Source organism: uncultured Subdoligranulum sp. (genome assembly GCF_937890665.1).
In genome coordinates this window covers 1-7,750 of the sequence record NZ_CALADU010000160.1, presented here as the reverse complement: position 1 = coordinate 7,750, position 7,750 = coordinate 1, and the positions used below count along the sequence as shown (strand labels likewise).

General features: G+C 55.6%; 9 protein-coding genes. 4 read left to right on the top strand and 5 right to left on the bottom strand.

Translation table 11 applies throughout. From position 1 onward, the window contains the following. Together Q0526_RS09065 and Q0526_RS09060 are read left to right on the top strand one after the other, a co-directional pair. On the top strand, window positions 1-858 hold an 858-nt coding region (locus Q0526_RS09065), incomplete at its 5' end, for an ATP-grasp domain-containing protein (protein WP_298732724.1). Between the two features lie 103 nt (window positions 859-961). After that, entirely contained in the window at window positions 962-1,396 is a 435-nt protein-coding gene (locus Q0526_RS09060; protein ID WP_366522069.1) for an HU family DNA-binding protein, read from the top strand. Window positions 1,397-1,495: 99 nt separating this feature from the next. On the opposite strand, the gene Q0526_RS09055 is transcribed toward Q0526_RS09060, so the two are convergent. The 5 genes from Q0526_RS09055 to Q0526_RS09035 form a co-directional block, all read right to left on the bottom strand. Beyond that, a complete protein-coding gene (locus Q0526_RS09055) occupies window positions 1,496-2,491 on the bottom strand; it encodes a hypothetical protein (protein ID WP_298732720.1) in 996 nt (331 codons plus the stop codon). After that, window positions 2,484-3,224, bottom strand: coding sequence for an SDR family oxidoreductase (locus Q0526_RS09050; RefSeq protein ID WP_298732718.1), 741 nt, complete (start codon window positions 3,222-3,224; stop codon window positions 2,484-2,486). Before Q0526_RS09050 ends, Q0526_RS09055 begins: the two co-directional genes overlap by 8 nt. A 14-nt stretch (window positions 3,225-3,238) precedes the next feature. Further along, window positions 3,239-3,655, bottom strand: a complete 417-nt coding sequence (locus tag Q0526_RS09045; protein WP_298732716.1) for a MaoC family dehydratase — start codon at window positions 3,653-3,655, stop codon at window positions 3,239-3,241. A 69-nt stretch (window positions 3,656-3,724) separates the two neighbouring features. Next, a complete protein-coding gene (locus tag Q0526_RS09040) occupies window positions 3,725-3,964 on the bottom strand; it encodes an acyl carrier protein (protein WP_298732714.1) in 240 nt (79 codons plus the stop codon). A gap of 97 nt (window positions 3,965-4,061) precedes the next feature. Continuing rightward, on the bottom strand, window positions 4,062-4,373 hold the full coding sequence (locus Q0526_RS09035) for a hypothetical protein (protein WP_298732712.1): 312 nt from the start codon (window positions 4,371-4,373) through the stop codon (window positions 4,062-4,064). A gap of 266 nt (window positions 4,374-4,639) precedes the next feature. Between Q0526_RS09035 and Q0526_RS09030 the strand changes: the two genes are divergently transcribed. Next, window positions 4,640-7,150 (top strand): transglycosylase domain-containing protein, encoded by a 2,511-nt coding sequence (locus Q0526_RS09030; protein WP_298732710.1) that lies wholly within the window; start codon window positions 4,640-4,642, stop codon window positions 7,148-7,150. A gap of 223 nt (window positions 7,151-7,373) precedes the next feature. Further along, a partial coding sequence (locus Q0526_RS09025; protein ID WP_298732709.1) for an amino acid-binding protein occupies window positions 7,374-7,750 on the top strand: 377 nt, incomplete at its 3' end.

Below are 7,750 nucleotides of genomic sequence, written 5' to 3'. Positions count from 1 at the left end.
AGCCAGAAGGTCATCGATACGCTGGTGGATTACACTGGCCGCTTTGCCCGGGAACTGAAGGTCGTAGGTCTGGTCAACGTCCAGTATGCGGTACAGGACGGCAAGGTCTATGTTATCGAGGTCAACCCCCGTTCCAGCCGTACGGTGCCTTATATCAGCAAGGTCACCGGTGTTCCCATGGTGGACTTGGCGGTGCGCTGCACCTTGGGCGAAAAGCTCAAGGATATGGGCTACGGCACCGGCCTGTGGCGCGGCGGCAAGAGCCCCTATTATGCGGTCAAGGTGCCGGTTTACAGCTTCCTAAAGCTCCACGGCGTGGACACCATGCTGGGCCCCGAGATGAAGTCTACCGGCGAAGTGCTGGGGATTGCCCCCACCTTCCACGAGGCCATGATGAAGGGCTTGGTAGCCGCCGGTTACCAGTTCAAAGTGCCCGGCCCCGGCTCCTGCGTCATCATTACGGTCAAGGACAGCGACAAAAAGGAAGCTGCCGATTTGGCTTGGAAGCTGCATGACTACGGTTATAAGATTTACGGCACGGCCGAAACGGCCCGTTATCTCAACAGCCAGATGGTGCCCTGCAGTGTGGTCCGCCAGATGAGCGGCGCACGGCCCAACGTCATCGATCTGCTGGAGAGTGGCTTGGTGGATTATATCATCTCCACCAGTCCCCATGGCCGGGATCCCCACCGGGATTCGGTCAAGTTCCGCCGCAAAGCCACCGAGCTTTCCATTCCGTGCATCACGGCGATGGATACCGCCCGTGTGCTGGTCGATGCGCTGCGGGGTGACCACGACATCAGCCAGATGGAACTGGTGGACGTGGCCCGCCTGCACCGCGAAGCCAAGCAGGACTGATGGTAAAAAAGATAGGCTTGTCCCGCGGGACAAGCCTATTTTTTGTGTAGGTTGCGAAGGGGTGCAAAACTTTGAATGCAAAAAAGGTACGATTATTCGCTGAATGACGGAATTTGCGCAACTGTGCTCGGAAATTTTTAGACCATTTGCCGATTTCCGTCGTAATTGGTCAAAAACCCTTGATTCTGCGCGGTATTTTTTCTATAATATGGGGCGTAATAATAACAGGCTGTGCCTAAGCAATAGGGAGTATAAAGGAATTATGACGAGATCTCAGTTGATTACTAAGGTTGCAAACGACACCGGCATGACCAGCGGCGAAGTGGAAAAGGTCATGGATTGCATTTTCGGCACCATCGGTGACGTGCTCAAGGGCGGCGATAAGGTTACCATTGCGGGGTTCGGCCGCTTTGAAATGCGGGAGCGCCAGACCAAGAACTTTACCAACCCCAAGACCAAGGTGACCAGCAAGCTGGAGCCCACTGCAATTCCGGGCTTCAAAGCCAGCGGCCGCCTGAAAGAGAAGGTCGCGCAGTAAATCCTATTACCCCAACGTTCGGACCGCCGCAAGGCGGTCTTTTTTGTGGAAAGTTGGTACAGCACAAACGCCCCGACAGCTTGCCGGGGCGTTTGTCTATTATTGTAAGTTGGGGCGATCCTGATCGCCGTCAGCCTTAAAGAGCACAAAGTTCTCAGGCTTATTGGTAAAGTAGTAGTATTCGGTGTTTTCTCGCAAAGGCGGTGTCAGATAGTTGGGGATGATGCACCCGTCGCCTTCCACCCGCTCGGTGAATCCCGCAGCCTGCCAGATCGCGGCAGGAATACCTACGTTGTAGCAGTCCATGTACTCGGCCCCGGTGCGGCGCAAAATGGCATCCAGTGCACCGCCCAGCCGAGGCAGTACCTCATCGACTCCGATAAAATCCACCAGACGGACCACCGGCACACAACCGGTTTCCTGTGCAGTGACCGTGCGGGTGACCAGATAGGCCAGCAGCTTGCCGTGTTCCCGGGCAGCCCATACATCGTAATGGAAATGGGGATAGTGGAAGTACCGCCGCCGCAGATACCAGACATCCTTGCGGGGCGTGTGAGGGGTAGGGGGCATGCCAAGCGGGATCAGGTCAGCGGCAGATTCAATCTTTTCCAAACCCAGATCGCGCTGGACCGGGGGCAGTACATAGCGCAGCGGCTTGGCCAACTGGTAGTCGGTACGGCGTCCCAACCGGTAGTAATGGGGGATTCGTCCGGCCTGCCAGCCTAAGAACTGATAGAATGTGCAGGTGTTGGGGCGAATGTTGTTGCAGGCAATAACATTCGCGTGCAGCAGCCCCGGCAGGGCATTCATCAATTCCAAACCCACGCCGTTGTGTCCTTTTACGGCTACCCATACGCTGACCCACACATCGGGGCGACGGGCGGTGTTAGCCAATATGTAACCGGCGGCACTGACGTACTGATCGTCCTGTTCGGCTACCGCAAATTGGGGAACCCCGCCACGTCCGGCATAGTAGTGATGGTACAATTCCCTCCGATTGAGAAGCGGCAACCGCATATCAAAATTTTCGTTGATAAAATCTACGATGGCTCGGTCTTCTCCCAGCCGGGCCAGACGAAATGTTACGTCAGACAATGGCCGAACCTCCCGTGACCGGCAGCGTGACGCCGGTGATGAACCCAGCTTCGTCGGAAAGCAGGAACGCCATGGCCGGTACCACATCTTCGGGGGTGGCATTGCGGCCCATGGGATTGTCGGCGGCTGCTGCCTGCACAATCAGATCGGGGGTGTCTTTCAAGAAGTTGGTTTCCATCATGCTGGGGGCTACGCAGTTGACGGTCACGCCAAACTTGGCATATTCCACGGCCAAGCTCTTCACCAAGCCGCCAATGGCGCTTTTGGCCATCACATAGGCGGCGGTGTTTTTGGGCGGACAGCCGATGGTATAGCTGGTTTGGATGAACAGGACCCGCCCAAACTTGGCGCGTGCCATAGCCGGCAGGATGGTACGGCAGATGCGGATGGCACTGTGGACTTCGATCTCCAGATCTTTGTCGAAGCGGGTCTGGTCAAAGGCTTTGAATTTGGTGTTGACCACCGGCAGGGCCGGCAGATGGATGAAATGGGTGGGGGAGGGAGCCGAAGTCTCCAGCAACTGCATAAAAGTATCGACTTTGGCCCGATCGGACAGGTCGACGTCGTAGGGGCGGACCTGCCCGGGAAAACGCTGGCACAGGGACGCCAGCTTGTCCAGATCGCCGCAGCCTTGCGCCAGTACCAACGCGTCGGGGGCGCCGGTCAGCAAACGGTCGATCAGCGTCCGGCCCACATCGCTGGTGGCGCCGGTGATCAGATAGGTATACGCCATACGGGAACTCCTCCTTATTTTGCAAGTCCTGCTTTGATGAGACCACGGGTCACCCGTTGGCCGTTTTGGTTTGTGATCACGGCTTTGATCTCTGCCTCGTTGCCAATCTCACTCACACGGACGACGGTGCCTTGCACCGTCAAGGTGTCACCAATAAAAATCGGCTTGGCAAACTTACACTCTACGCCATGAAGCAGGCAGTGTTCCCCGGGCAGATAGACCCCCGCCAGCGTGGAAAAGAAACTGGCCCCCAACATGCCATAGACCACGCGGCCGGGATACCCACGGTCTTGGGCATAGGCGGCATCCAGATGAATGGGGGACACATCCCCGGTGATGTTTTGGAAAGCGTCCATCATTTCGGCGGTGACCGTGACGGTGAAAGATTCGGTCAATCCGGGGGTCATCTCCGCCAACGTGTAGTGGTTCATCGCAGACTCCTTTATCTTTGCAAAAAGGGCGGCACGGGGCCGCCCTATTTTCCTGTATTGTGGCTGGAATCAGACCATCCGTGCGACCAGATCCAACAGGTCGCCCACATCTTTCAGACCCCGCACATCCGCCAGCTTGAATTTGATGTTGAATTTCTTCTCAATGGCGGTCAGCAGGTTGATCTGTTCCAAACTATCCCAGTCTTCGATGTCGTCAGCACAGGTGTCGCGGGTGATCACCAGCGTGTCGTCGTCAAAATTATCCCGGAAAATATCCTGCACCGCAGTCAAAATCTCCTGTTCGGTCATGTTTGGTACTCCTTTATTTATTGGTAGTTATCCATACTATAACATAAAATCCCGAGTGGCGCAAGAAAAGTTGCAAAAGTCCGCGGTTTTTGCCGCCTTACAAACCGTAGTCTTCTAAGCGTTTCTGCAACTCGGTTTCGGTATACACCGGCACGCCCTGCTGCAAGGCCAGCACATCGCTTTCCGGCAGCAGATGGGTGTAGATCTCCTCGTATTGTGCCAAGGGGCCGGTGCCGTCTCCGGCATACAGGGCGATATGCCCGGCGTTGTCTTTCAATAGGTAAAGCGGCGCTTCCGGCGCACTTTGCCCCCGCAGCATCCACAAAACCGATGCCACAAGACAAAGCACGGCCACTGCCCCCAACAGTGAAAGATACAATTTGGCACTTTTCCCATGCTTGTTCTCCATAGCAAGCCCTCCTTTTGGGTTAGTATGGGGCGATGCAGCGTCAAAAAAACAAAAACTTGTGAATTTTGCGTTTCGGACTGTACTTTTGCGGCGGTTTTGTGGTATAATCCATTCTATAACATTCTGTCATTCTGTGTTACGGCTATGCCGGGAATGCTTTTGGGATATAAACAAAGGAGGCGGTTCCCATAGAACCCAAAAAGGAACGCCATATTTCAACGGATGGCGTAAAGTCTAACACGGGGGCGACGGGCCAGTTTGGACCGGTGAACCCGAAGGATCAGCAGCCGAAAAAGAAGAAAAAGCGCCGTGGTATTGCCGGTATGATTCTTCGCTTCATCGGCTGTGTCTTCTGTGTGTGCATCATGCTGGGCAGCATAGCCGCTGTTTTGCTGTCGATGTACATTGTACAGGTCACGGCAGACGATGGCGAGGTTCTGGATCTGGATAACCTGAAAAATAAGCAGACCACCATCATCTATGACAAGAACGGTGATCCTTACGCTACCTTAACGCAGGGGGAAAACCGTATCTGGCGGGAACTGTCCGCCATGCCGGAGGACCTGCAGAATGCGGTCATTGCCATCGAGGATAAAAACTTCTACGACGAGCCGGGCATCAACCTAAAGCGTACCATCGGTGCAGCGCTGAACGAGCTGACCGATCATGCGATTTACGGTGAGCGGCAGGGCGCGTCCACGCTGGAACAGCAGCTCATCAAGAACCTGACCGGTGACGATGAGGTGGACAAGATGCGTAAAGTGCGCGAGATCTTCCGTGCTTTGGGTCTTGCCAACCGTTACAGCAAAGAAACCATTTTGGAAGCCTACCTGAACACCATCCCGCTGACGGGCATTGTCTGCGGCATGGAGGCAGGCGCCAACGAATATTTTGGTAAATCCGTAGAAGATCTGACCCTGTCGGAATGTGCGGTGCTGGCGTCCATCACCAACAACCCCACCATGTACAATCCCTTTACCAACCCCGAAAACCTCATTTCTCGGCGCAACCATGTGTTGGATGAGATGTACGCGCAGGGCTATATTACCCAAGAGGAACACGATGCGGCTTGTGCCGAGAGCATTACGCTGACAGAAACCAGCAGCTCTGCCGAGAACGCCACTCGTTCTTCCCAGAACTCCTACTTTACCGATGCGCTGTACTATGAACTGCTCAACGACCTGCAGGAAAAGCTGAACATGACCGAGGACGAGGCCCGTTCGATGATCTTCAACGGCGGCCTGCGCGTCTACTCCACGGTGGATCCTGAGGTTCAGACGGCCATTGAAAACGCGATGTATGACGCCGATGGCGTGATCCCTGCGTTGGAGCATGAGGAAGCGGTCTGCCTGCGGGATTATCCGGCCGACACCAGCAGCTGGGACGATGTGGAGTTTGACGAAAACACCGGCCTGCCGCTGACGAAGGATGGGCTGGCGGTTTACGGCGTGGATGACATCCCGGTATATACCGACGATGAAAAGACCACCTTGAAGATGGGCACCTCCACCGATGACAACTATCCTAATGATGATACCGTCTATCTCTGTGTGTACGAGAAGGTGCGCACGCAGGCGGCTATCGCCACGTTGGACTATGATGGCAACATCTTGGGCATCGGCGGCGGTGTAGGCGAGAAGAAGTATGACCTTGGTACCAACCGTGCCACCATTCCTCACCAGACCGGTTCTACCATGAAACCCATCGGTGCCTACTGCTTGGCATTGGACTACAAGCTCATCAACTACTCTACGCCCATTATGGATGCGCCGTACTACTCGGCAGCGGATAAGCGTGTACTGAAAGACGCCTACTCCTATATGGATCCCTATTCCGAGGCCGCGCAGTCCCGCTCCGACATCTGGCGTGATTGGCCTACCAACTACGGCGGTGCCGGCGGTAACGGCGATTTGATGCTGGTGTACGACGCTGTGCGTCAGTCCTACAACACCGTAGCGGTGCGTGTGGGCAGCATGGTCGGTGTGGACTTCTTGTATAACTTTGTCCACGATACGCTGGAATGCAGCTATATCGATGCCGAGACCGATATGGACCTTGGACCTCTGGTACTGGGTTCCCAGAGTCACGGTATGACAGTGGTGCAGTTGGCTGGTGCTTACAGCATCTTCTACGACGGCACCTTCACCACGCCGCACTACTACACCGAAATTACCGATTATCAGGGCAATGAGGTGCTGGACAATACCAAGTATATCAACACCATTCAGGCCATCGAGCCGAGCACCGCGTATATTATGAACCGGATGCTGACCAATGTCCTGAAGAGCGGCGGTACGGCCAGCGGTATGGCGCCGCAGGGCGACATCGAGGCAGCGGCCAAGACCGGTACGACCAGCGACTACAAGGACTACACCTTCGCAGGTTTGACGCCCTACTATGTTACCGCGTTGTGGTGGGGTTGCGACAAGCCCACCAGCTTGTATGAGCTGGGTTCGGCTGGCCGCAGCGGCAAACCCATCCAGCAGGTTTGGAAGAACCTGATGGAGGAACTGCAAGCCGACAAGGAAGCGGCGGAGTTCCCGATGCCGGACGGCGTAGTGGCCAGACAGTTTGATACTTCCACCGGTGCCATCGTGTCCGGTGGCGGTGCTACGGGCTACTACACCGAGGACAACATGCCGGACGACAGCTATGTGGCCGAAACCGACCCCTATGCTGCACTGGCCCAGCAGGCTGCGGAAGGGGCATTGACCACCGATCCCGCAACAGATCCTGCGGCGGCAGCGGCTACGGATACCACGACGCCGGCTGCATAATAGGATAATACCTGCAACCCCTTTGGCAGTATCTGTCGAAGGGGTTGCTTGTTTTTGTATCGCGGACAGCTAACCGCCGTAGAAAAACAGGAGCGAAATATCGGAAAGGCTGTGCAAAACGCCAAAAACAAGGAAATCAGCGGAGAAAATACTTGCAATACAGTTGGGTTGGTGGTATGATGTTGCTTGTCGAAACTACAACTGTACGCAAGGAGGGGACAGTATGCCGGACCGCCGTTTTCTTTTGGTGGATGCGGATGTCCTGCCGGAAGTGTTTGTCAAAGTGCTGCAAGCCAAGGAGCTGTTGGCTTCCGGAGCGGTCAGCAACATTTCCACGGCAGCGCGGCAAGCCGGGATCTCCCGCAGCGCATTCTATAAATATAAGGATACCGTTTTTGATGCTGAGGCCGGGCGGGAGTCCATCACCGTGGTGGCGACCCTGCTGGATAAGACCGGTGCCTTACAGGCATTGCTGTCCGGCATTTCCTCGGCGGGTGCTTCTATCGTGACCATCACCCAATCCCGACCGGAGAATGGGGCGGCGCAGGTGGAAGTGACGGTGCGCACCGGCATGATGCAGATGCCGGTGGAAGAAATGCT

Coding starts and splice junctions, on each gene's coding strand:
- Q0526_RS09060 (WP_366522069.1), top strand. CDS start 962: ATGACGGAATTTGCGCAACTGTGCTCGGAAATTTTTAGACCATTTGCC.
- Q0526_RS09050 (WP_298732718.1), bottom strand. CDS start 3,224: ATGGCGTATACCTATCTGATCACCGGCGCCACCAGCGATGTGGGCCGG.
- Q0526_RS09045 (WP_298732716.1), bottom strand. CDS start 3,655: ATGAACCACTACACGTTGGCGGAGATGACCCCCGGATTGACCGAATCT.
- Q0526_RS09040 (WP_298732714.1), bottom strand. CDS start 3,964: ATGACCGAACAGGAGATTTTGACTGCGGTGCAGGATATTTTCCGGGAT.
- Q0526_RS09035 (WP_298732712.1), bottom strand. CDS start 4,373: ATGGAGAACAAGCATGGGAAAAGTGCCAAATTGTATCTTTCACTGTTG.